The 21,174-nt window shown below is 72.2% G+C and carries 22 protein-coding genes; 9 read left to right on the top strand and 13 right to left on the bottom strand.

Annotated features, from left to right (window positions below; translation table 11 throughout):
- Window positions 1-81: 81 nt before the first annotated feature.
- Window positions 82-468 carry an HNH endonuclease gene (locus AC2A1K_RS11755; RefSeq protein WP_483896475.1) on the top strand — a complete coding sequence of 129 codons (387 nt, stop codon included), beginning with the start codon at window positions 82-84 and terminating at the stop codon, window positions 466-468.
- On the opposite strand, the gene AC2A1K_RS11750 is transcribed toward AC2A1K_RS11755, so the two are convergent.
- The 5 genes from AC2A1K_RS11750 to AC2A1K_RS11730 all read right to left on the bottom strand — a co-directional run bounded on the left by AC2A1K_RS11750 (window position 451) and on the right by AC2A1K_RS11730 (window position 4,779).
- Window positions 451-1,080, bottom strand: coding sequence for a TenA family protein (locus AC2A1K_RS11750; protein WP_483896474.1), 630 nt, complete (start codon window positions 1,078-1,080; stop codon window positions 451-453). The two genes, AC2A1K_RS11755 and AC2A1K_RS11750, sit on opposite strands and share 18 nt — an antisense overlap.
- Before the next feature lie 119 nt (window positions 1,081-1,199).
- Window positions 1,200-2,030 carry an aldo/keto reductase gene (locus tag AC2A1K_RS11745; protein WP_483896473.1) on the bottom strand — a complete coding sequence of 277 codons (831 nt, stop codon included), beginning with the start codon at window positions 2,028-2,030 and terminating at the stop codon, window positions 1,200-1,202.
- 95 nt (window positions 2,031-2,125) lie between these two features.
- Complete coding sequence (gene asnB / locus AC2A1K_RS11740) at window positions 2,126-3,691, bottom strand: asparagine synthase (glutamine-hydrolyzing) (protein ID WP_483896472.1); 1,566 nt, start codon at window positions 3,689-3,691, stop codon at window positions 2,126-2,128.
- A gap of 135 nt (window positions 3,692-3,826) precedes the next feature.
- Window positions 3,827-4,444: an NUDIX hydrolase gene (locus AC2A1K_RS11735; protein WP_483896471.1), complete on the bottom strand. Its 618-nt coding sequence runs from the start codon at window positions 4,442-4,444 to the stop codon at window positions 3,827-3,829.
- On the bottom strand, window positions 4,441-4,779 hold the full coding sequence (locus tag AC2A1K_RS11730) for a DUF3024 domain-containing protein (RefSeq protein ID WP_483896470.1): 339 nt from the start codon (window positions 4,777-4,779) through the stop codon (window positions 4,441-4,443). The genes AC2A1K_RS11735 and AC2A1K_RS11730 overlap by 4 nt, the downstream gene beginning before the upstream one ends.
- A gap of 145 nt (window positions 4,780-4,924) precedes the next feature.
- Here AC2A1K_RS11730 and AC2A1K_RS11725 point away from each other — a divergent pair, with 145 nt between their 5' ends.
- The 3 genes from AC2A1K_RS11725 (at window position 4,925) to AC2A1K_RS11715 (ending at window position 7,054) form a co-directional block, all read left to right on the top strand.
- Entirely contained in the window at window positions 4,925-5,425 is a 501-nt protein-coding gene (locus AC2A1K_RS11725) for a hypothetical protein (RefSeq protein ID WP_483896469.1), read from the top strand.
- A 192-nt stretch (window positions 5,426-5,617) separates the two neighbouring features.
- The gene (locus tag AC2A1K_RS11720; protein ID WP_483896468.1) at window positions 5,618-6,196 is read left to right on the top strand and encodes a peroxidase-related enzyme; all 579 of its coding nucleotides are present in this window, start codon (window positions 5,618-5,620) and stop codon (window positions 6,194-6,196) included.
- Window positions 6,197-6,205: 9 nt separating this feature from the next.
- Entirely contained in the window at window positions 6,206-7,054 is an 849-nt protein-coding gene (locus AC2A1K_RS11715; RefSeq protein ID WP_483896467.1) for an NAD(P)-dependent oxidoreductase, read from the top strand.
- Window positions 7,055-7,108: 54 nt separating this feature from the next.
- Here the strand turns inward: AC2A1K_RS11715 and AC2A1K_RS11710 are convergent, their stop codons facing one another.
- The 5 genes from AC2A1K_RS11710 to AC2A1K_RS11690 all read right to left on the bottom strand — a co-directional run bounded on the left by AC2A1K_RS11710 (window position 7,109) and on the right by AC2A1K_RS11690 (window position 14,761).
- Complete coding sequence (locus AC2A1K_RS11710) at window positions 7,109-8,152, bottom strand: glycoside hydrolase family 6 protein (RefSeq protein ID WP_483896466.1); 1,044 nt, start codon at window positions 8,150-8,152, stop codon at window positions 7,109-7,111.
- A 223-nt stretch (window positions 8,153-8,375) separates the two neighbouring features.
- Window positions 8,376-10,334, bottom strand: a complete 1,959-nt coding sequence (gene glxA / locus AC2A1K_RS11705; RefSeq protein WP_483896465.1) for a radical copper oxidase GlxA — start codon at window positions 10,332-10,334, stop codon at window positions 8,376-8,378.
- Window positions 10,331-13,426: a glycosyltransferase family 2 protein gene (locus tag AC2A1K_RS11700; RefSeq protein ID WP_483896464.1), complete on the bottom strand. Its 3,096-nt coding sequence runs from the start codon at window positions 13,424-13,426 to the stop codon at window positions 10,331-10,333. The genes glxA and AC2A1K_RS11700 overlap by 4 nt, the downstream gene beginning before the upstream one ends.
- A gap of 342 nt (window positions 13,427-13,768) precedes the next feature.
- Window positions 13,769-14,305: a metallophosphoesterase family protein gene (locus AC2A1K_RS11695; RefSeq protein WP_483896463.1), complete on the bottom strand. Its 537-nt coding sequence runs from the start codon at window positions 14,303-14,305 to the stop codon at window positions 13,769-13,771.
- Window positions 14,306-14,308: 3 nt separating this feature from the next.
- On the bottom strand, window positions 14,309-14,761 hold the full coding sequence (locus tag AC2A1K_RS11690) for an SRPBCC family protein (protein WP_483896462.1): 453 nt from the start codon (window positions 14,759-14,761) through the stop codon (window positions 14,309-14,311).
- A gap of 67 nt (window positions 14,762-14,828) precedes the next feature.
- Here AC2A1K_RS11690 and AC2A1K_RS11685 point away from each other — a divergent pair, with 67 nt between their 5' ends.
- Entirely contained in the window at window positions 14,829-16,187 is a 1,359-nt protein-coding gene (locus AC2A1K_RS11685; protein WP_483896461.1) for a cytochrome P450, read from the top strand.
- Window positions 16,188-16,192: 5 nt separating this feature from the next.
- On the opposite strand, the gene AC2A1K_RS11680 is transcribed toward AC2A1K_RS11685, so the two are convergent.
- Entirely contained in the window at window positions 16,193-17,401 is a 1,209-nt protein-coding gene (locus AC2A1K_RS11680) for an acyl-CoA dehydrogenase family protein (RefSeq protein ID WP_483896460.1), read from the bottom strand.
- Window positions 17,402-17,459: 58 nt separating this feature from the next.
- Between AC2A1K_RS11680 and AC2A1K_RS11675 the strand changes: the two genes are divergently transcribed.
- From AC2A1K_RS11675 to AC2A1K_RS11665, 3 genes are all read left to right on the top strand, one after another.
- A complete protein-coding gene (locus tag AC2A1K_RS11675) occupies window positions 17,460-17,894 on the top strand; it encodes a limonene-1,2-epoxide hydrolase family protein (protein WP_483896459.1) in 435 nt (144 codons plus the stop codon).
- A gap of 94 nt (window positions 17,895-17,988) precedes the next feature.
- On the top strand, window positions 17,989-18,168 hold the full coding sequence (locus tag AC2A1K_RS11670; RefSeq protein WP_483896458.1) for a YegP family protein: 180 nt from the start codon (window positions 17,989-17,991) through the stop codon (window positions 18,166-18,168).
- Window positions 18,169-18,469: 301 nt separating this feature from the next.
- The gene (locus AC2A1K_RS11665; RefSeq protein WP_483896457.1) at window positions 18,470-18,709 is read left to right on the top strand and encodes a hypothetical protein; all 240 of its coding nucleotides are present in this window, start codon (window positions 18,470-18,472) and stop codon (window positions 18,707-18,709) included.
- 1 nt (window position 18,710) lies between these two features.
- Here the strand turns inward: AC2A1K_RS11665 and AC2A1K_RS11660 are convergent, their stop codons facing one another.
- On the bottom strand, window positions 18,711-19,205 hold the full coding sequence (locus tag AC2A1K_RS11660; RefSeq protein ID WP_483896456.1) for an SRPBCC family protein: 495 nt from the start codon (window positions 19,203-19,205) through the stop codon (window positions 18,711-18,713).
- Window positions 19,206-19,411: 206 nt separating this feature from the next.
- Here AC2A1K_RS11660 and AC2A1K_RS11655 point away from each other — a divergent pair, with 206 nt between their 5' ends.
- A complete protein-coding gene (locus AC2A1K_RS11655) occupies window positions 19,412-20,422 on the top strand; it encodes an NAD-dependent epimerase/dehydratase family protein (protein WP_483896548.1) in 1,011 nt (336 codons plus the stop codon).
- 150 nt (window positions 20,423-20,572) lie between these two features.
- On the opposite strand, the gene AC2A1K_RS11650 is transcribed toward AC2A1K_RS11655, so the two are convergent.
- A complete protein-coding gene (locus AC2A1K_RS11650) occupies window positions 20,573-21,100 on the bottom strand; it encodes an SRPBCC family protein (protein WP_483896455.1) in 528 nt (175 codons plus the stop codon).
- Window positions 21,101-21,174 lie beyond the last annotated feature (74 nt).

Raw genomic sequence — 21,174 nt, 5'->3', positions numbered from 1 at the left:
GGTGCGCCGCGCGAGGATCCCGTCGGGCTCGGGGGCGTCGTCGATGCGCTCGGGCGCGCATCCGGTGGCATCCTGGCGCGGATGCGACAGCCGGGGCGCCGGGAGCGGCTCGACGCCGCGCGCGAGCGCGACGGCGACACCTGCCTGTGGTGTGCGCGGCCGCTCGTCGGCACCGTCGCGGCGACCACCGACCACGTCGTGCCCAAGGTCAAGGGCGGGCCGTCGTGGCTGGAGAACGAGGTGGCCGCGTGCCGCCGCTGCAACGGCGAGCGAGGTCACCGCGGGGCGGTCGAGTGGCTGGAGGAGTGCGAACGGCGCGGGTGGTCGCCCGACGCCGAGCGCCTCGAGCGGGTGCTGGTGTCGCTGACCGCGGCGATCGCCGAACGCGGCGGGCAACGGCGGGCGCGTCCGCACCTGGACGCGCAGCTGCGGCGGCTGCGCAAGCGCGGCCTAGCTTCCGCCGTATGACGCGTCGAAGAAGGCCAGCTCGAGGTCGACGGCGCGGGTGAAGAGGTCGGTCATGCGCTCGCGCGTGGCGGCGTCGGCGTCGGCGGCCACACGGTCGGTCTCGGTGCGCAGCAGGTCGACCCAGCTCTCGAAGGCCGGCCCGCGGTGGAGGTCGATCCACTCGCGGTGGAGCCAGTCGTCGGGTTCTGGTGCGGGCCGCGACGCCCAGTCGAGGTAGAGCCACTCGGCGACCAGGAGCACGGTGAGGGCGTCGGCGTAGGAGCCTCGCGCCTCGTCCATGAGGTCGAGGAAGCCCTGCGTGGCCGGCTGCGGGTCGACGGGAGCGCCGGCGCCGAGGCGGGCGAGCGCGCGGCTGAAGTAGTCGTCCTCGTCGCCGGCGACGAGACCGAGCTGGCGGGCGATCGCGAGACGCGGTTCGGTGCGATCGGCGGACGCGACGGCGGCACCGAGGAGGGCGACGAAGCGGTCGAGGAACAGCGCGTCCTGCGCGAGGTAGCGGGCCATCACCGCGTCGTCGACCGTGCCCGCCCAGAGCTCGTCGACGAACCGGTGCCCGATGGCAGCGGCCCACGTCGGGGCGGTGGCGGCGCGCAGATCCTCGGCGAAGCTCACGGTGCTCCTCACGGCGTGTCGCGCAGCGAGCATGTGGCGATCCTGGCATCAGACGCCAGCGATGCCGCATCGCTGGTACTTCCCATGCGCGTGGCGGCGCGACGACCGGGAGAAGCCGTCTAGCGGGCGAACGTGTCGGGGTCGGGCCCCAGACGCTCCGCTTCCTCCATGCCGTCGATCCTCTGCATCTCCTCGTGGGTCAGATCGAAGTCGAAGATGTCCTTGTTCTCCCGGATGCGGTCGGGCGTGACCGACTTCGGGAAGATGATGTTGCCGAGCTGGACGTGCCAGCGCAACACCACCTGAGCGGCGCTCTTGCCCTTCGCCTGCGCGATCTCCGCCAGCTCCGGGGCGTCGAGCAGGCCCTTGCCCTGGCCGATCGGGCTCCACGCCTCGGTGCGGATGCCGTGACGCTCGTGGTACGAGCGCAGCGCCGCCTGCTGCATGCGCGGGTGCAGCTCGATCTGGTTGATCGCCGGCACCGTCTCGGTCTCGGAGAGAAGGCGGTCGAGGTGGTGCGGCTGGAAGTTCGAGACGCCGATGGTGCGCACCTTGCCGTCCTCGTGCGCCTTCTCCAGGCCCTTCCACGTCTCGACGTAGAGGTCCTTGCCGGGCAGCGGCCAGTGGATGAGGTAGAGGTCGACGGCATCCAGACCCAGCTTCTGCAGGCTCTCGTCGAGGGCACGCTGCGCGTCGTCGTAGCCGTGGTTGCCGTTGTTGCACTTCGTCGTGATCCACAGCTCGTCGCGCTCGAGGCCCGACTTGGCGATCGCCTCGCCGACCTCGGCCTCGTTGCCGTACATCTGCGCGGTGTCGATGTGCCGGTAGCCGGCCTCGAAGGCCGTCAGGACCGTCTCCGCCGTGTCCGACGGGTCGATCTGGAACACACCGAATCCCAGCTGCGGGATCACCGTGCCGTTGTTCAGCTCGATACCGGGGACGTCACTCATGTCCGGCGGATACCCCTGGTGGTCCGCCGCTCAACCATCGGCGGACGGCCCGGTGGGTGCTTCCCCGCACCGGAGCACGGGGAAGCACTCACCGGTCACGCCGTGGCGAACGCGCCGAGGGTGCGATCGGGGCGCACACCGGCGAACGAGCGGTGCCAGGTGCGGTAGTACGCGATCTCCTCGTCGCTGCGCAGGTCCCAGCCGTGCTCCACCGTCGGGGGCTCGGCGCCCTGCGCGCCCTCCTTGGCCTTCTCCTTCTCGACGAGCGCCGAGAGCACGTCCTTGGCCCCGGAGCCGTCGCCGAACTGCTCCTTGCCGCGCCAGATGATGTCGTAGGGCACCATCCCGTCGAAGGCCTCGCGCAGCAGCTGCTTCTCCACGCGGTCGTGGATCTTCAGCTTCCACTCGGCGGGCAGGGCGAGCAGCTCGCGCATGACGGTCGCGTCGAGGAACGGGACGCGGGCCTCGAGGCCGTAGTTCATCGTCGTGCGGTCGCAGCGCTGCAGGTTGAGCTCGTGCAGGCTCTCGATCGACCGGACGAGCTCGGCCTGCAGGGCGTCCGGGGTCGAGAACTCCTCGGTGTGCACGTACTCGTAGCCCGCGAACAGCTCGTCGGCGCCCTCGCCGGTGAGCACCACCTTGACGTGCTTCACCGCCTCGCGGGCCAGGAGCAGGTTCGGCACCGCGGAGCGCACGAGCGCCGGGTCGAAGTGCTCGATCACCGTGACGGCCTCGTCGAGCGCCTCCTCGAGGTCGTCCGCGGTCGGGACGATCTCGTGGTGGTCGGTGCCGAGGAAGTCGGCGACGGCCCGGGCCGCGAGCAGGTCGGCGGACCCCTCGGTGCCGACGGCGAAGGTCGGCAGGCGCTCGCCCTTCTCGTCGGCCACCTTGGCGGCGACGGCCGCGACGATCGCCGAGTCGAGCCCGCCGGAGAGGAACACGCCGACCGGCACGTCGCTCATCATGTGCCGGCGGATCGAGTCGGAGAGCACGTCCCGGATGGCGCCGAGGTCCTCCTCGGTCCACTGCTTGTCCGGGGCGTAGCGCGCGGGGCGCACCTCGACCGGCACGGCGTCGGCGAAGCGGACGATGGCGCCCTCGGCGATGTCGTGGCCGGCCCCACCCCCCAGGCCCGGCGTCCACACGTGCCCGGGCGGGAAGGCTTCGACGAAGGGCTGGTCCTCCTCGTCGAAGGCCCGCAGCTCGCTGGCGAAGATCGTCACGCCGTCGAGGCGCGCCCAGTAGAGCGGCTTGATGCCGATCGGGTCGCGTGCGACCGCGCCGCGCCCGTCGGTGTGCGCCATCGCGAGCGCGAACATGCCGCGCACCTCGTACAGCGCGGCCGAGCCGTCGCGCAGGACCAGGCGGAAGGCGGACTCGGTGTCCGAGTCGGTGGCGAACCTGACCTCGGAGAGGACGTCACGGATGTCCTCGTGGTTGTAGATCTCGCCGTTGCCGACGACGTAGGCCGAGTCGGTGTCGTCGGCGATCGGCTGCTTGCCACCGCTGACATCCATGATCGACAGGCGCTGGTGGCCGAGCCACGCGTTCTCCAGCTGCACCCGTCCCGTGTCATCCGGTCCGCGGTGGTGGATCCGGGCGAGCATCCGCTCACACTTCTCGGGGTCGATGACGCCATAGGCGGCGACGATTCCGCACACGTGTGTTCACGTTCCTCGTATCGGGGTCGCTCTCCAGCGAACCACGATGTTCGGAAGCCACGCATCGTAACGGGGTCAGCGTCACGTCGCCTTAACGGTCAAGGGCCCGGATCTCCACGCGGCGTGTTCGACCCGTCACCGCCAGGCGAAGACCGGCTGCTCGAGCTCGTCGACGCGTGTGGTGCGGCCGTGCAGCGCGACCTCGCGGAACTGGAGCAGGACCGCCGCGGTCGGGGCGTGGATGAAGTGGCCGACCAGGGGCAGCTGCACGACGGGCCGCGGCGACTCCTCGATCGCGTGGAAGAGCGGCTCGACGTCGAGCTCGTCGAGCGCGATGTGGAAGAGCTGCGAGACCTCGTCGGGCGAGGGCGTCAGGTCGGCCACCGCGCCGGACGCTGCCATCACCACCGGCGTGATCACGAAGCCGGACCGGGTCGGGTAGTCGTCGAGGAGCCCCAGCACGGTGTCGTCGCCGAGGCGCAGGCCGAGCTCCTCGTCGAGCTCGCGGCGCGCGGCGGTGACGGTGCCCTCGCCGGGGTCGACCGACCCGCCGGGCAGGGCGAACTGTCCGGGGTGGTCGCGCAGCCGTGAGGTCCGCCGGGTGAGCAGCACGCCGGGGCCGCGTTCGACGTCGTCGAGCACGACGACGGCGACGGCGGCGGCGCGCAGGTCGGGGCGGTCGGCGACGCGGCGCTCGTCACGGTCGTGGTTCCGGACGCGCGCGGCCACGTCGGCCGCGGTGGCGGAGGTCATCCCCAGAAGATGCCCGTCGGGTCGGCGTCGATGATGTCGAGCAGGGGCGCGGGGGAACTGGCCTTGGTCTCGTCGGGGTAGCGGTGCCACCGTCCGCTGGAGTCCGGCCAGAGCAGGATCCAGCGCTCCTCGTCGGACGCCAGGCGCAGCTGCGCGATGGGCTCGGTGGTCCAGCCGCTACCGAGCTCGGGGAACACCGGTGCGCGGCGTGCGGAGATGGTGATGCGCCCGGCCCGCTCGGTGTAGGAGATGCGGGCCTGGTCGCGCTGCCCCTCGGGCACGCGGCGCGCGCACCACTGGCGCACCAGCGCGCGGTGTTCCTCGGCGACCTCCACGCCGCTCACTCTGACACGAGCGCCCCGCGGGCCGGGAGTGCCCCGCACCACGAAAGTCCGGTGGCGTCCCATCGCCACCCGGTCCGGACCCCGAGGCGGACCCCTGCCAGCATGCTCGTGCGTCAGGCGGCGAAAGGGGCTCTCGGTGACCGCAGGACTCGGCCGGGCGGGCCGTGCGCTGGCCGTGACGATCGCGGGGATCGGGCTCGTCACGGGCGTCGCGGCGTGCGGCGGTGGGGCGTCCGAGGCCCCGCCCCCGTCGGGGGTGTCCGCGCCGGGCGCGTCGGCCGCGCCCGCCACACCGGACCCGGCCGTGAAGCCCTACTGCGACGCGATCACGCGAGTGCAGGCGGAGCAGGCGGCGCCGGGAGCAGGCGGCAGCGGCGTCCTGCCGTCGTCGGACGAGGCGCGGCGCCAGGTCGCCGACCTCGTCGCCACCGCCCCGCCCGAGATCGCCGCCCAGTGGCGCACCGTGCAGGACCTCACCGAGCAGGCGCTGTCGTCGCTCGCGGAGACCGGCGGCGACCCCTCACGCATCGACCGCGCCGAGCTCGAGCGACTGCAGCGCGAGGCCCAGCCCGCGGTGACCCGCATCCAGGAGGTCACCCAGCAGCGCTGCGGCATCACCTTCCGCCCGCCGGGCTGAGCGTGGGGGGACCAGCGAGGGACCCCCTCGCTGCGTCCCAGGCACCCAGGGAGTCCCTCGCTCCACGGCGGCTCGCGACCGGGTGTGGCGCGAGGGACGCCCTCGCTGCGTCCCACGCACCCGAGGAGTCCCTCGCTCCACCCCCGGGGCTCACGCTGGCCGCGCCGACGTCGCGGACCTACCGTCCGGGGCGTGACCGACTCCGTGAGCCGCTTCCCCGTCGTCGAGCTCGACGACCTCCCCGACGACCTGCGCGAGCGCGTCGGCGCCATCGCCGAGCGTTCGGGGTTCGTGCCCAACATCTTCCGGGCGCTCGGGCACCGGACGGCGGAGCTGCGGGCGTTCCTCGACTACCACGACGCGCTCATGGAGCGGGAGTCGCCGCTGTCGAAGGCCGAGCGCGAGCTGGTGATCGTGGCGACGTCGGGGGCCAACCACTGCACCTACTGCGTGGTCGCCCACGGCGCGATCCTGCGCATCCGCAGCAAGGAGCCCGAGATCGCCGACCACGTCGGCATCAACCCCTACGGCGCCACCCTCGACCCGCGCCGGCGCGCGATCGTCGACCTCGCGCTCGCCCTCGCGCTGGACTCCGCGTCGCTGTCCGACGACGACCTCGACACCGCCCGCGACGCCGGCCTGTCCGACGAGGAGATCTGGGACGTCGGCGCGATCACTGCGCTCTTCGCGATGTCGAACCGCCTCGCTCACCTCACCGCGCTGCGCCCCAACCCCGAGTTCTTCGGCATGGGCCGCGAGCCGCGGGGGTAGGCCGCGCGCATGACGGTCGCAATCCTCGGTACCGGGATCATGGGCGCAGGGATGGCCCGCAGCCTCCTGCGCGAGGACCTCGACGTGACGGTGTGGAACCGCAGCGTCGAGAAGGCGAAGCCCCTCGCGGAGGACGGTGCCCGGGTGGCCGACAGCGCCGCCGACGCGGTCGCCGGCGCCGACGTCGTGATCACCATGCTGTTCGACACCGACGCCGTGGCGCAGACGGTCGAGCCGCTGCTCGGGCGGTTCCCCGACGGCGCGGTCTGGGTGCAGGCCAGCACAGTCGGCATCGCGGGCACCGACCGGCTGGCCGCGCTGGCGCGCGACGCGGGTGTCGCCTACCTCGACGTCCCGATGCTGGGCACCAAGGCGCCGGCCGAGAACGGCCAGCTGGTGGTGCTCGCGTCCGGCCCGTCCTCGCTGCGCGAGCGCGTGCAGCCGGTGTTCGGCGCGATCGGCTCGCGGACCCAGTGGGTGAGCGAGACGATCGGCGACGCGAGCCGCCTCAAGCTCGCCATCAACGCCTGGATCGGCGTGATGGTCAACGGGATCGCCCAGTCCGTCGCGCTCGCACGCGGGCTGGGGCTCGACCCCCAGCAGTTCCTCGACGCCGTCGACGGCGGGGCGGTGAACGCGCCGTACGTGCAGCTCAAGGGCAAGGCGATGATCGCCGGCGACTACACGCCCTCGTTCGAGCTCGACGGCGTCATCAAGGACACCGACCTCATCACCGCGGCCCTGCGCGAGGCCGGCGTCGACACCACGCTCGCCACCGCGGTCCGCGACCGCCTCGCCGCCGCGTCCTCCGGCGGCCACGGCCGCGAGGACATGGCCGCCGTCCTCCACGCCTACTGACGTCCGATGTGAGCACTTTCCGGGCCTATGGGCCCGGAAAGTGCTCACATGCCGTCAGGCACCCGGCGTGTTGTTGGCGAGGTCGAGGGCGTACTGCGGCCAGAAGTCGCCGGCCGCCGGGGCGCCGCGGCAGTCGCCGTCCGAGTCGCCCGGCTCCTTGACCCACAGGTACGCGGCGACCTGCTGCGAGCCGGTGTCGCGGGTCGGCGGGGTGCCCAGCGCGCGGCCGGGCGGGTTGCACCACGACGGCTGCTCGGGCCCGTCGTAGCTGCCGTTGCCGTTGCGGCTGGTGTCGATGACGAAGCGGGCGCCCCCGAGCTGGTCGGACACGCGCTCGCCGTACGCCTGCACCTGCTGGGTGTTCATGAAGTTCGAGACGTTGAGCGCGAAGCCCGCCGCCTGCTCCACGCCGGACTTGCGCAGCCCGTCCACGAGGGTGCCGGTGTCGGTGACGAAGCCGGGGTTGCCGGCGTCGATGTAGACCTCGCCGCCGGCGCGCGTCAGCTTCCCGACGGCCTCGGAGAGCAGCTCCTCGCGGCCCTCCTGCTGGCCCTCGCCCTCGCAGTTGGTGAGCGTCTGCGGCAGTGCGTCGGGCTCGAGGACGACCACCGAGCGGGTGCCGCCCATGCCGCGGGCGAACGAATCGAGCCACTCGCGGTACTGGTCCTCGTTCTCCGCGCCGCCGCTGGAGTAGAGACCGCAGTCGCGGTTGGGGATGTTGTAGGCGGTCAGCACGGGAGTGCGCCCGGCCGCGCGGGCCTGCGACACCACGCCGGCCACCTCGCCCTCGACGCCGCCGAGCTCACCGGTCGGCCAGATCGCGACGGGCTGGCGCGCGATCTTCTCGAGCGCGGCCGCGTCCTCGGTGCGTCCCTCGGCGCGCCACTGCTCGACCTGGCGGGCCGCCGAGGACGCCGGGTCCACCCAGAACTCGGAGGCGACCGGGGCGACCGGCGCGCCGCCCTCGCCCGAGCCGCCGCCCTCGCCCGAGCCGCCGGAGCACGCCGACAGTCCGAGCGCGGCGATCGCGATCAGTGCGCCCGCCGCGAGCCGTGTCCTCGTCAACCGTCCGGCCCCGCCGTGCGTGTCCTGCGTCATCGATCCCGTCCTGCTCCGGTGTCTCGTGCGGCCGCGTATGGCTCGGCCCTGTCACGTGCCCAGGTCCCCGACTCTCGTCCGTACGGAGTCAGGCTCCCAGGCCACCCCGTGGAGCCCGTGTGGGGGTCACGACCGCCCGTCGCCGCCCGGCGTCCGCTCGGCGGCACACCCCCGTCCCCCGGCCCGGCGCCGGCCGGGCGACCGGGTGCGAACGCGACCGAGGTCACGCCGCCTCCGCGGGCCCCGGCTCGGGGACTTCGATCCAGCGTCCCACCGACGGCACCCCGCGGTCGTCGTTGAGGAAGAGCATGTAGCGCCCGGGCGGGACGATCGTGCGGTCGTCGGGCAGCGTGACCGACACCCCGTCGCCGCGGACGGTCATGTCCAGGGCGATCGAGCGCTGGTGAGTGTCGGTGACGTGCGTGGACGCCATCGGCGCCATCAGGCGGGCGGTCGTGATGCGCGCCGCGTCCGGGCTCGCGACCGTGATCGTGTCGCCGAGGGCGGCCGTCGGCGGCGCGTCGGTGACCCGCGGCTGCGGGCCCCGGAACAGGTACGGCGGCGTGTAGATCTCGATGCGCTGCTCGAACGTGCCCGGGATGGTGTTCGCCAGGTCGTTGAACAGCGGGTCCGAGCCGACGACCATCACGCGCCCGTCGGGCAGCAGCATGCTCGCGGAGTGGTAGTTGCGGCCGACCGCGGGGTCGGCGGCGTAATCCAGGGTGTTGGTCTGCGGCCGGTAGATGCGGGCGTTGTGGTTGTTGCTGTCGCCCTTGCCGCGGTAGTCCCGGGACCCGTTGCTGATCAGCATCGAGTCGTCGGGCAGCGTCGTGAGGTTCGGGTAGCGGGTGCCCTCGGGCAGCATCGGCCCCGGCTGCCACGTCGGGTTGGGGCTGTCGAGGTCGATGGTGTCGATCCGCGCGGTCGACCGTGGGCTCTCCCCGACACCGCCGCCGCCGACCACGGCGATCCGCTGGTCCTGCACCGGCCCCGCCCACGCCGAGCCGGCCGTCTCGAGCAGATCGGGGTCGCGGATCCCCGGGATCGGCGTGAGGACGTTGTTGCGCAGGTTCCAGAACCCCGGCACGCGGCCGGCCTCGGCGGGCCCGTAGCCGGAGTTCGCCCCGGAGTAGAACAGCACGTCCTCGCGCTCGGTCTGGAACAGCGCGGGGTAGGTCGGGAAGTACTGCGTGAGGTCCTTGCGCTCGGTCCAGGTGCGCGTGACCGGGTTGTAGATCTCGTTCTGCCCGTTGAGCACCTCGCCGGTGCCGTCGAGGCCTGACACCGCGATGACGCCGCCGTCGGAGAGCCCCGTCAGCGTCGGGTACCAGCGCTTGAACACCATGTCGCCGACGCGCTCGTAGGCCTCGGTGTACGGGTTGAACTCGTAGGTCTCCTCGATGCCCTGGTAGTTCTGCTTGCGCAGGGTCATCGCCTGGCCGAGCGCATAGATGTTCTGCGCGTCGGCCTGCGGGATCCCACCCACGGAGTACTGGCGTGGGCCCTCGAAGACGTAGCCCGGGCCGGGCTCGACGGCCTCGGCGAACACGGTCGTCTCGCTGGCGGTGACCGTCGCGCCGCGACGGGTCGCGACCTTGGTGGCCGGCTCGATGACGAACGGGTGCGTGGCGCGGTAGACCAGGCCCTCGGGCGAGCGGAACTCCGTGCCGGCCGGCAGGGGCAGCGGTGCCGCGTCCGGGTCCTCGTTCTTGACCGTCAGGCCGCCGCCGGCGTTGGTGACCGCGCCGTCGAGGCGCTCGTAACGCTGGGTGCCGCCGGCGACGAGCAGGTTGCCCGACGCGAGGAACGTGTGCCCGGAGCAGAACATGTCGTCCGGGGTGGGGACGATGCGGCTACGCCCGGTCGCCGGGTCGTACACGAGGCTCTTGAACGTCCCCGCGTTGAACATGTCCTCCTTGTTGCCGGATCCGGCGATGAGGAGGATGCGCCCGGTCGGCAGGACCGCCGCGTGGATCGCGTTGACCTTCTGGTCGTCCGGCAGCTCGAACGCGTCCCACTTGCCGAACTGCTCCTTGTACTCCTGGCTGTTGATCAGCCGCTGGTGCCGGATCTCCGAGAACCACGCCCACGCGGGCGGGACGTTCACGCCGAGCATCACGGCCGGGACGATGACGAGGAGCAGGAAACGCTTGACCCGTCTGGTCAGTCCCTGCCCGATCAACTCGCCTCCGTCCGTCGCCCTTCGATGTCCGGCGGTACCCCGGCACCGGGATACTGGGGGGTTCCGGCCACCGCGGCCAGCGCCACCACGCGTACCGCAACCGTCGGGGCGTTCACCGAGACAGCGTCGGACGTGCGGGTCCCACCGTCTCGTCCGTCGTGTCGCTTTGCTGTTTCGTTACCGATGCTAGACCCAGCCGAGACCTGGATCACCGGCTGGACCCCGTCGGCGTCCAGTTCCGCCGCGGTCGACAGCAGCATCGGCGGCCGCTCGCGGCGGGGACCGGGCCGGGGTGTCGGCGAGGGGCTGGGGCTCGGCGGGGTCGGGCGGCCGGTCGGCCCGTCGGCAACACCGCCGTGGCCGCCGGCGCGCACGTCCGGTCGTGCGTCCGGTCGTGGGTCCGGTCGTGGGTCCGGTCGTGGGTCCGGTCGTGGGTCCGGTCGTGGGTCCGGTCGTGGTGCAACGGGCCGCGCCGGGCCCGGCTGACCCGGCAGGCCCGGCTGGCCCTGGTGCTCCGCCGCGGGCGCCACGTACCGACCACCCTGCTCGGCGGCCGCGGGCCGGTCGGCGGGACGGTCCCCGGGGCGCTCGCCGGGACGCTGACCCGGCGCCGCGAACGGGCTGGGCCCGGGGCGCGGCGTGGGCGTCGGGCGGGGCCGCGGCCCCGGCGGGGCCGCGTGCGGAGCCGGCGGCGGCACCGCAACCGGGGCCGGCATCGGCGGGCGTCCGGCGGGGTGCTGACCGGGCTGCTGCTGGCCCGGCTGGCCCGGCTGGCTCGGCGGGACCGGCGGGACCGGCGGGACCGGCGGGACCGGCTGACCCGGCTGGCTCGGCGGGCCCGGCTGGCCGTGCTGCGCCGCGGCCGGCTGCGGGTGCGGGGCCGGCCGGGGCGGCTGGCCATGCTGACCCGGCTGCTGACCCGGCTGCTGACCCGGCTGCTGACCCGGCTGGCCCGGCGCGCCGGCCGCCGGCACGACCGGGCGTCGCCGATCGCGCGGCACCGGCGACGGCGCCGGGTCGATGCCCCGGCCGTCCTCCAGCGCACGCCGGTGCCCGGGCGTGGGCCGGGCATCCGGCCGCTCGTCGGGGTGGGCGGGGCGCGGCGACGGCGACGGCGACGGCACAGGAGCGGGCGCGCCGTCGCGTTGGCGGTTGGCCAGCGACGACGTCCGCACCCAGCCCGCGGGCAGGTCGCCCTCGAGCGCCGCGCCCCCGGAGGCCGGCACGGGTTCGGACTCCGGACGGGGCGAGCGGCGGGTCGCGCTGCCCGCGGCGAGCAACGCATCGAGGGCCGCTCGCTCGAGCGACTCGGTAGTGACCCCGGACCGCCCGTCGGCCAGCACCGGCGCCGGATCGATCGCGGGCTGGCGCCCGACGATGCGCTCGACGAGGCAGAGGATCGGCGGCGCGAGGCAGGACGCGAGCGCCACGGCGGGCCAGAGCAGCACCGCCGGGGACGCGTAGCCCTGGATGATCGCGAGCACGATCGCCCCGATCAGCAGCGCCGCCCACTGCAGGTGGCGCCGGAAGGTCAGGATGTGGTCGGCGCTGGACGACAGGCCCTTGGGCGTGACGACGAACCGCGCCGGCAGCCGCAGGACCGTGGCGATCAGGGACGCCGCGAAGATCGGCGCCGCGAAGATCGACATCAGCATGCCCTTGACGCCCGAGCTGCCCTCGGCCTCGTAGGGGCTGACGTTGTAGCGGCGGTTGCGCAGGTAGACCCACAGCTGGAAGGCCGTGGCGTCGATGTACAGCGCCAGCCAGAGCTGCACCGGAACGACGACGCCCTGGACGCCCAGGGCCAGGAAGAGGCAGGCGTTCACCGCTCCGAGGACCCACCCGATCGCCATCGACGGGTAGAAGGTCGTGATCAGGATGTAGTGCAGCGCGCGACCCGGCGACAGGCGGGGCAGGCGCAGCCACATCTCCTTGAGCAGGACCTCGAAGGTGCCACGCGACCAGCGCATCTGCTGGCTGAAGAAGTCGCCCCAGGACGACGGGCCCTCGCCGACGGCGAGCACGTCGGGCGTGTAGACCGACTTCCACCGGCGCCCCGAGCGCGGGTTCTTGCGGGTGTGGAACTTCAACCCGGTGGCCATGTCCTCGGTGATCGAGTCGGACAGGCCGCCGATGCTCTGCAGGGCGCTGATGCGGACGGCGTTGTTGGTCCCGACCAGCATCGCCGCGTTGTAGCGGTTGGCCGCGCGCTGGATCAGGGAGTGGAAGGGGAACTGCTGCGACTCGGCGGCCCGGGTCACGAACGTCTCGTCGTTCGCGTAGCACTGCGGGCCGACGACGTAGGCGACGTCGGGGTCGCGGAAGTACCCGAGGATGCGCTCGGCGTAGTTGGGCAGCGGCACGTGGTCGGGGTCGACCGACAGGAACACCTCGTAGGAGTCGCCGTGCTCGGCGACCCAGGCGTTGTAGTTGCCGTGCTTGGTCTTCGCCTTGAAGGCGCCCTTGCGGCGGTTGTACTTGTCGATGCCCTTGCGGGTGAAGTGGTTGACGCCGAGCTCGCGGCACATGGCCTTCACGTCGTCGTCGTCACCCTCGTCGAGGATCCAGACGTCGAGGATGCCGTCGTACTGGATGCGCAGCGCGGCCTGCAGCGTCCCGCGCACGACGTCGATCGGTTCCTTGCTGGGAACGATCGTCGTGAGGAAGGCGATGCGCCGGTCCGGTTCGGGCGGCACGGGGACGGGGTCGCGCGCGATGACCGAGGCCAGCGACAGCGACAGCACGTTGATCAGGCGCAGCAGCTCCATGAGCCCGATCGACCCGATCACGACCCAGTTGGCGTAGATCGCGAAGTCGGACCCGATCACCGGGGGCCGGTGCGAGGGGTGCAGGAGCCAGAGGAAGAACAGGGCCTCGAAGGCGAAGTTCAGGCCGGCGACGAGCAGGGAACGCGCGACGCGACCACGCCCGTGGACCGCGTCGACGCCGCGATAGGCGACACGGTAGGGGCCGTCGGCGGGGTCCGGTTCACGGATCGGCCCCGCCAGCTGGGAGAACTCCTGGATACGACGGCCGACGACGAGTTCCGACTCGTCGACCTCGTCCGGGGGTCGCTCGGCAAGAAGGGTCATCGGCCGTTTCGTCTCGATCCTCGCGACTGCACCGACAACACCGCACCGGCGATCGTCACGAGCCTCCCGTCGTCGTCCTACCCCTCGCGGGCCCGCGAGGGCGGTACCGCCGACGTGCCGTCCTCCTGTCCGGTCATCGGTCGTCCTGGACGCCTGGTGGTGTTCCAACCGCCCGGGAAACGGTAAGGGCATCACCCACCGTGCTCACCGAGGGGGACGGTTGTTGCTCCACCTCGTTGCCCACGACCAGCAGCATCGCTGAATATTCGCCCGGCCGGGGGAGCCAGGACCACCTTCACACCCAGACTCACCCTTCCGGGAACGATGACACACGGTAGTAGGTCACGGACGGAGCGCCGCGCCGGGTGGCAGGTCGTGTCGTCGCACGATCGTGAGCGCGCCGTCCTCGACGTCGGCGGTCATGTAGGTGCAGGCCGGCTGGCGACGGCGCTCGGTCGGTGACCCCGGATTGAGCAGCCGCACACCGCCGGGCGTCGTCGAGTCCCACGGGATGTGGCTGTGCCCGAAGACGAGGACGTCGACCGGGGTCTCGGCGCCGGGCCCGAACCGGGCGTCGCAGCGGCGCTCGCGCCCGGCCGCCGCCCCGGTCTCGTGCGTCACGGCGAGGCGTAGGCCGCCGACCTCGGCGACGGCGGTCTCGGGCAGGCGGGCGCGCAGCGCGTCGCCGTCGTTGTTCCCCCAGCACGCGACCAGCCGCGCGGCCCGCTCCTCGAAGGCGTCGAGCAGCGCTGGGTCCATCCAGTCGCCGGCGTGCACGACGACGTCGGCGGCGTCGATCTCCGCCCAGAGCTCGGCCGGGAGCTCGCGGTTCGGGTAGCGGGGCGTGAGGTGGGTGTCGGTGGTCAGCAGGAGGCGCACCGGTCACCGCTCCAGCAGCAGGGAGTGCAACGCGATCAGCGCGAGTGGGGCGTAGGCCACGACGAGGGGTGCGGGGCCGGTGGTGCGCAGCCAGGTCCGGGCGCCCACGCACGGCCCGTCGTCGGCGCCCGGGTCCTCGACGCCGTGCTCGAGGTACAGCGTGATCGGCCCGACCCGCACACGCCACGACCACGTGCGCGCCGCCTCGTCGACCGCGAGGACCTCGAACGGCACGTGCACCAGCCCGGCCGCCCGCACGGTGCCCTCGAGGCCGGGATGCAGCCGGCGTGGGTCTCCGCCGGTCACCGAGACGCCCGACATCTGCGGTGCCCAGTGGCTCCAGCGGTCGAGGTCGGCGTAGCGCTCCCACGCCGCGGCGGCGGGCAGCGGGCCGGAGGCCCGCAGGGTCGTCTGCACGGGCGGGACGTACCCGCGAGAGGCCTGGACGACGAACACATACTCCGAGTATGGTTTCGTTCAGCTGCCGGTACGACGTCGTACCAATCGACCGCAGGAGGCCGCTGTGACCCCGATCCCCCTGTCCTCAGTCGGCACCACGCTGCGCTGGGGCGCCACCCACGGCCTGATGCGCGCGGCGATCCGCCGTCAGGTGCGCGCGGGCAATCCGGACGCCCGCCTGCTGCTCGACCCGGCGATGCAGGCCGATCCTTTCCCGCACTACGAGGCGCTGCGCCCGTCGTACCCGTTCGCCCTCGGTGCCTTCGCCCGGCTGACCGTCCACCACGACGTGGCGACGGCGGTGCTGCGCAGCGACGACTTCGGGGTCACGCACCCCACCGAGGTCGTGCCCGCCCCGGCCAAGGCTGCGCTCGCGCTCGCCGGCCCGCCGCGCAACCCCGGCCCGATCGAGCCGCCCTCGATGCTTGCGGTCGACGCGCCCGACCACCCCCGCTACCGCAAGCTCGTCAGCCGCGCCTTCACCGCGAAGCGCGTCGCCGCCCTGCGCGAGCGCACCACCGAGGTGGCCCAGGAGCTCCTCGACGAGATGGAGCGCGCCGCGCACGACCGCGCCGACGAGAACGGCGACCTCACCGTCGACCTCGTCGAGCGCTACGCGAGCCTGCTGCCCGTCACCGTGATCAGCGAGATGCTCGGGGTGCCGACCTCGATGCGCGACCAGTTCCTTGCGTGGGGCGATGGCGCCGCCACCTCGCTGGACATGGGGCTCACCCGCAAGGCGCACGCTTCGATGGAGCAGAACCTCGCCGCCCTCAACGACTGGATGCGCGGGCACCTGCGCCGGCTGCGCCAGGAGCCCGGTGACGACCTCCTGTCGAGCCTGGTCGGCCTGGTCGACGACGACGGCGCAGGCCTCTCGGAGCAGGAGCTCGTCTCCACGGCGCTGCTGGTGCTCGCGGCCGGGTTCGAGACCACGGTCAACCTCATCGGCAACGGCACCAGCCAGCTGTTCGCCCACCCCGAGCAGCGCGAGCGCCTGGCCGCCGAGCCGGAGCTGTGGCCGACCGCGATCGACGAGATGCTGCGCTTCGACCCGCCGGTCGAGCGCACCGCGCGCCGGGCGAAGGTCGACACCGAGGTGGCGGGCAAGCCCGTCGCGGCCGGCGACCTCGTGGTCACCGTGCTGGCCGCCGCCAACCGCGACCCGCGGGTCTTCACCGACCCCGGCACCTTCGACGTCGGGCGGGCGAACGCCAAGGACCATCTCGCGTTCTCCAGCGGCGCGCACTTCTGCCTGGGGGCGCAGCTCGCCCGGATGGAGGGCGAGGTCGCGCTGCGGGCTCTGTTCGAGCGGCACCCGCGGCTCGCCCCGGCGGGGCCGTCACGCCGGCGGCCCACCCGCATCCTGCGCGGCTACGCCGAGCTGCCGGTGCGGTTGGAGCCGGCGGTGGCCGCCGTCTAGATCATTCAGGTGAACGCGCTGTGCCCGGTGATCTGCCGGCCCACGATGAGGGTCTGGATGGTCTCGGTGCCCTCGAAGGTGTGGATCGACTCGATGTCGGCCATGTGCCGCATGACGTGGTTGTCGAGCAGGATCCCGTTGCCCCCGAGCAGGTCGCGGGCGTGGGAGAGTACCCAGCGAGCCTTGCGCGTGTTGTTCATCTTCGCGAGCCCGGCGATCGTCGGCGCGAGGTCCCTGTTCTCCGGCAAGTCCTCGGCGAGCTGGGCGATCTGCATGCAGTAGAGCTGCATGCCGGTCAGCTCCGCGAGCATCTGCACGAGGCGCTCCTGGACGATCTGCATCCCGGCGAGCGGCTTGCCGAACTGCCGGCGATCGAGCGCGTAGCGCAGCGCGGCGTCGTAGCCCGCGGTCGCGTGGCCGAGCGCCATCCACGCGCAGGTGCCGCGCGTGGTAGCCAGCACGCGCCCGGTGTCGGAGAAGCTCTCCGCACCGGGCAGGCGGTCGCGCTCGGGCACCCGCACGCCGTCGAGACGGATGTCGGCCTGCCACACCGAGCGCATCGAGCCCTTGCGCGGGATGACCTCCGCGTCGTAGCCGGGCGCGCTGGTGTCGACGAGGAAGCCGAGCACGGCCCGGGTCTCGACGTCGCGCGCCCAGATCACGGTGCGCCCGGCGATGCTGCCGTTCCCGATCCAGCGCTTGCGGCCGTCGAGGACCCAGTCGTCCCCGGCGCGGCGTGCGGTCGACTCGAGCGACACGGAGTCCGAGCCGTGATCGGGCTCGGTGAGCCCGAAGGCGCCGACGAGGTCGAGGCGCGCCATCGCCGGGAGGAACTCCTGCTTCTGCTCCGCGGAACCGAGCATGGCGATCGACTTCATCGCGAGCCCGGACTGCACGGCGTGGAACGTCGCGAGGCTGCCGTCGCCGCGCGCGAGCTCCATGGCGACGAGCCCGCAGGTCAGGGGGTCGTGGCCCGGACAGCCGTAGCCGGTGATGTCGTCGCCGACGATCCCCAGGTCGGGCAGCCCGCGGATGACCTCCCACGGCATCTCGGCGGCGTCCCAGGCGGCGGGCGCGGCCGGGGACACGACGCGGTCGACGTAGCGCCGGACCGCCATGAACGTGTCCCACTGCGCCTCGGTGAAGCGGCGGCGCACCGAGAAGAAGTCGGTGCCCAGGGCCTCGGTGAGCGGGCCCTCGCTCTCGGCGGTCATGGAGACTCACCTTCCCTGACACCCCGATCCGCACGCCACCTGCCCGGAGGCCACCGGCATGACCACCCCGAGCGAGCCCGCCGCTCCCGCCGACACCGTCCGCGCCTTCCTCGCCGACCTCGAGCGCCTGGACGTCGACGCGGCGTGCGCGCGCCTGCACCCCGACGTCGTCTACGAGAACGTGTCGCTGCCCCCGGCGCGCGGGCGGGACGCCACCCGACGCGTGCTCGGCCTGCTCACGACGCGGGCCACCGGGTTCCGGGCGGAGAACCACCGACTCGTCGCGGACGGCCCCGTCGTGCTCACCGAGCGGACCGACACCATCGAGATCGGACGCCTGCGCACGTCGTTCTGGGTGTGCGGCACGTTCGAGGTGCACGACGGCCTCATCACCCTGTGGCGCGACTACTTCGACTGGGGCGCCGTCACCGGCGCGCTGATCGCCGGGGTGGGGCGGGCGGTGGTGTCGGTGCTGCCGGGCAGGCAGCGCTGAGGCACGCGGGGCGCAGGTGCGCCCAACCTGCGTCTTTTCGTACTAGCGTCCGCCCCTACCCAGCACGTTCAGCACCGAGCGGGGAGGAAGCCGCATGGCGGGCAAGTTCGAGGTGTACGAGGACAAGGCCGGCAAGTTCCGGTTCCGGCTGAAGGCCAGCAACGGCCAGATCGTCGCGTCCGGCGAGGCGTACGAGACCAAGGCCGCCGCGAAGAAGGGCTGCGAGTCGGTCCAGAAGGCGGCCAGTGGCGCGCCGATCGAGGAGACCGCCTGAGCGGTCTCCGAGGGGTGCAGCGGCCCCGGTCGGACGGCGCGCGATCGCCGGGCGACCGGGGCCGCCGTACGCCCGGCGGCGGTATCAAGGTCCCTCCGATCGGGCCTGGTGGTCTGGCCACGGAGCGACAGCTCTGACACGACAGCGCGGGGTACACGTTCCGGCCTGTTCCGTTCACGCCACTGGCGGGTATATCCACAGTCCTTCGTCACCCGTGTGGCCGCACCGGCGGCCCGCGGATCACGGTGGACACGCGTTGGGCGCCGTCCACACCACCGTGACGGTCCTCCGGGGGGTAGGGATGGACGGACAGGCACAACCGATGTACGGCGATTTCACCGACGGCTGCTCCGAGTACCTCGTGGTGGTCGTCGATCCGGTGGGTCGCTTCCGCGACGCCTACGGGCCCTACGCTCCCGCGGCGGCCCAGCGCGAGGCCGAGCGACACCGCCGCGCCCTGACCGAGGCCGGCGAACACACAGCCGACGTCAGGATCGCCCGGCACCACCCGGTCGCGGTCCCGCGGCCACGCAGGTCCTGAGTCACCTCTCCTTCGCGTCGCGGACGTCGTGCCCGTGCTCGGCGAACGCCTTGAAGTCCTGCATGTGCTGTCGTGACTGCCTGCGGACGGCACGGCGCATGACGTGGCCCACCAGTCGCATCGGCACGCTGCTGAACCGGTACTCGTTCTCGCTCACCCAGAGCGTCCTGTCCGGACCCGCTTCGGTCAGCCGCTCGCGCGCGGCGTTCCACATCCCCGCGGCGACGATCTCGCGCTCGAAGTGGACGACGCTGCCTCTCGGGATCCCGTGCAGGTTCGCCGGTTCCCGGCGCGTGATGGTCTCGGTGCCCTCCATCGTCTGCTGCCCCGTCCGCAGCACGACGCGCGACGTGGTGCCGACCTGTCCGTGGCCCCCGTTCAGCGGTTCGTGGAGCACCAGGCCTCGGAGCCACTTGGGCAGGTGTACGGGATCCGCGAGCAGCTGGACGACCGTCTCCCGCGGCAGGGCGATCTCGATCGCCTCGGTGTACTTCATGGCGAAGGCACGTTAGCCATCCCAACTCTATAAGTACAGGCTTATCGGACGGGTCAGGCGACGTGACGGCCTCGGCGGCCCGCCCTGGTCAGCGTGGGCGGCCAGGAGCGGCACGGCTGACACCCACGACAAGCATGATCATCACTCCGCCCGATGAGGTACAGGGGACGCGTGACACGGCAGGGACACCCCATCAGTACCGCCGAATGGTGCGCCTTGCTCGATCTGGGTACGAGCCCTTCGTGACCACTTGGCTCATCACAGGAAGCAGCGGGCACCTTGGTGAGGCCCTCGTCCGCGTCCTGCGTGACCGCGGCGACACCGTCGTGGGCGTGGACAGCAAGCCGTCACCGTGGACCGACGTCGTGTCGTCTCTGACCGATCGTGCGGCCGTCCTCGAGGCGGCGGTCGGAGTCGACCACATGCTGCACACGGCGACTCTGCACAAACCGCATGTGGGCAGCCACACGCGGGAACAGTTCGTCGACACCAATATCTCCGGCACCCTCGCCGTCCTCGACGCCGCGACGAAGACGGGAGCGCGCAGCGTCGTGTTCACCTCCAGCACGAGCGCCTTCGGGCGCGCGCTCACCCCGGAGCCCGGAGAACCTGCCGCTTGGATCACAGAGGACGTTCCCCACCGCGTCCGAAACATCTACGGTGCCACCAAGACGGCGGCCGAGGACCTCTGTGAGCTCGCTGCAGGGGACGGCCTACCCGTGGTCGTTCTTCGAGCTTCCCGCTTCTTCCCCGAGGCCGACGACCGCGACGAGGTCCGAGCCCGGTTCGACGACGCCAACCTCAAGGCGGTGGAGTTCCTCTATCGACGGGTCGACATCGAGGACGTCGTCACCGCGCACCTCCTCGCCGCTGAGCGCGCCCCGAGCCTCGGCTTCGCTCGCTACATCGTGAGTGCAACCACACCGTTCACGCCGCACGATTGCGCCCGACTGGCGGTCGACGCTCGAGAGGTCGCGATCCAGCTCTTTCCCGATATCGTGAATCGCTTCGCTGCCCGAGGCTGGTCGATCCCGCAAACCATCGATCGGGTGTACGTGAACGCGCGAGCCCGCCGAGACCTCGGCTGGAATCCTGTATGGGACTTCGGCGCTGCAGCCGAGCTGGCTTTGAGCGACGGCGACGTCCGTAGCCCTCTGGCACGACTCGTAGGGCTGAAGGGCTACCACGACCGACCCACCGGCGTTGACACCCTCTGAGAGTTGGCTGCGTCGCGCGGGTCATGCCACCAGTCGGGTCTGCCTGGGTATGACCGGAAATCGTCTTCGGTCAGGAATGGCGGCTCAGGTACGTCACCGAACCGTGCACGGCGCGCCACAACGAAGCGTCGCTCGTGTCCGTGCTGAGGCTTAGTCTGCGACCTCGTGCCCGGCGGGCCGCTCCATGACCGCACGGACCCGTTCCAGAGTGCTCGTGATGTGTGAGCGGTTGGCGGCCGGCCGCCAAGCTGCACCAGTGATGAGGGAGCCGATCGGCGCGAACCACAAGGGCGCCTTGATCCAGTTGGTCTCAGTGACCCGGCTCGTGACGGCGTCGACCTGCTCGACGTCGTAGCGCCAGTGAGAGATCGGGATGCGCGCATTCCCGACGCGGGCGTGAACGTCGTACCCGAGCCGGTCGGGCGTGCATTCGGTGACTGTGCACTCGGTCTCCCATCGTCGTCTGCCGTTGCGGTTCCGTCCCAGAAACCTGACACCGAGTGCCGGAGCGTTGGCATCGTCCAGCCAGCTGATGCTTTCGACCTCCTCACCGAGCTCAGCCATCTGGACCGGGCAGAGGACGAGCTTGCGCACCTCCTCGACGGGAGCAGTGATCAGGACCTGCTCCGAGTTCGGCTCGCGCACGGTGCGGAGCTCGTCGACGAGGGAGAGGAGCACGCCGGGACGGTAGTCCGCGCTGCGAGCCGACGGCAACGAGCGCTCACTCCACCCCGATGGCCGTCGATCACCTC

It is taken from the genome of Actinomycetospora sp. 2LY8.5 (genome assembly GCF_057180585.1).
Note: the sequence above shows the minus strand (reverse complement) of the source record. Positions and strands in the feature narration are given on the sequence as shown.